The sequence below is a fragment of the Halorientalis persicus genome, from assembly GCF_900110215.1.
GTDB lineage: Archaea > Halobacteriota > Halobacteria > Halobacteriales > Haloarculaceae > Halorientalis > Halorientalis persica.
The window spans coordinates 1-1,479 of record NZ_FOCX01000108.1 but is presented as its reverse complement, the minus strand read 5'-3'; the positions used below and the strand labels follow the sequence as shown (position 1 = coordinate 1,479).

General features: G+C 60.2%; 1 protein-coding gene and 1 pseudogene. Both read left to right on the top strand.

The window, feature by feature from the left end:
* A partial coding sequence (locus tag BMX17_RS24845; protein ID WP_139203810.1) for a helix-turn-helix domain-containing protein occupies positions 1 to 207 on the top strand: 207 nt, incomplete at its 5' end.
* A gap of 760 nt (positions 208 to 967) precedes the next feature.
* Positions 968 to 1,479, top strand: a pseudogene (locus BMX17_RS25725) (hypothetical protein); the annotation flags it as partial.

The window sequence follows — 1,479 nt, the reverse complement described above, 5'->3', positions numbered from 1 at the left end:
TCAGTGAGCCCGCTATTGGTCTCTCTCACAGAGCGCCAGCAGGAGGTGCTTGCAACTGCTGTGTCGCATGGCTACTACAATATGCCACGCGAAACCACGCAGGCAGAACTCGCCACGGAACTTGATCTGTCGTCAGGGACAGTCGCGGATCACCTTCGCCGGATTGAGAACAAATTAGCGTCGACAGTCGCCAATTCGTGGGTCTAACAAGCAGTCGCAGCGCAACCGGGCGTCAGTAAGAGTCGTCGGTTACGCCATCGGATCGGTCTCGGTAGTCCTCGACCCTGATAACCTGCTTCGTCTTATCGTGCGTGAGGTCGCTATCAGCCGATACCATCGGCGCGTCCAGCTCCCATCCTCGACCCCGGGGCGGGCCCGATCTCCATCCGGCGGGCCGAGGTCATCGAAGACCTCGAATCCCCAATCGACGACCTGGCCTTCCCTGCCGACTCACTCCGCGGCCGCGGGTCACGAATAGGCAGGGACATCCCCCGCGCGTTCAGGGGGCACCCCCCTATTCCAAACGGCCGCGCACCCTCCTCAAAAATTCTGAGAGAAACGTCTAAGTGGTGGGTGTCCAGACTGTCAGCGGATAGTGTCTCTGGTGGGTACGTTCGAGACTGCTGGGACTGGATCTCCTGCTCAGTATCTCTGCCCACGACCAGCTGATTTTCCCGAACTACAGTGTAACAAATCCAACTCCGAGCGCGTCATCGAAACCACAGACTTCGGCTCCCAGCGGTCGCCCGCACGCAACTCCTGCATCGGGACCCTAACGGCTCGTTCGTCTCAGAACAGGCTTCCCTGCGGGCCCGCAACGCGACGATCCCCGGCAGGGGCTACGGGGCGGCCGGCTACGGTCGCTGACGGCGGCGGGCTGCTGACGAACGTCTGCGTCGCGGGCGCGCCGGGGCAACCCAGTGCGCCCGTACGATAGGCTTTAGCCATTTGATGGACATGTAAGGATATGGAGACGCCACGGCGAGAGTTCCTGCTGGGAGCAGGGATGGCTGCAGGGCTGACTCTCTCGGGTTGTGTGAGCGATGAAACGATTCCAGGTGCCACTGACGATGCCACAGCGGCTGGCTCAGATGGAGTCACTACAGGGCCCGGGGCACAGGGAACCGTCCCTGGCCCGGAGGCAACATCTAGTATCCTTATGGACAGGACGGAGACAATCGGCGGGAACGACTACATCGCTGAGGACTTCTCAATCAGCTCGGCGGTGCAGTTCACGTATCGGCTGACCGTCGAGAGCAACATCCCGGTTGATTTGTTTGTGGTTACAACCAGCGAGTTCATACAATACAAGCAGGGGAAGCGCATCACCCCGGAGGTGTTGGAGCCACGCATCAACAATGATAGCGGCGACTTCACTGTGCCGCAGGGGAATTACTACGTGGTGGTCGATAACACAGATCGTCTGGAAGCGGAGCCGCCCGGGCAGTTAGAGTCGAAGTCTGCAACAGTCGACATCGA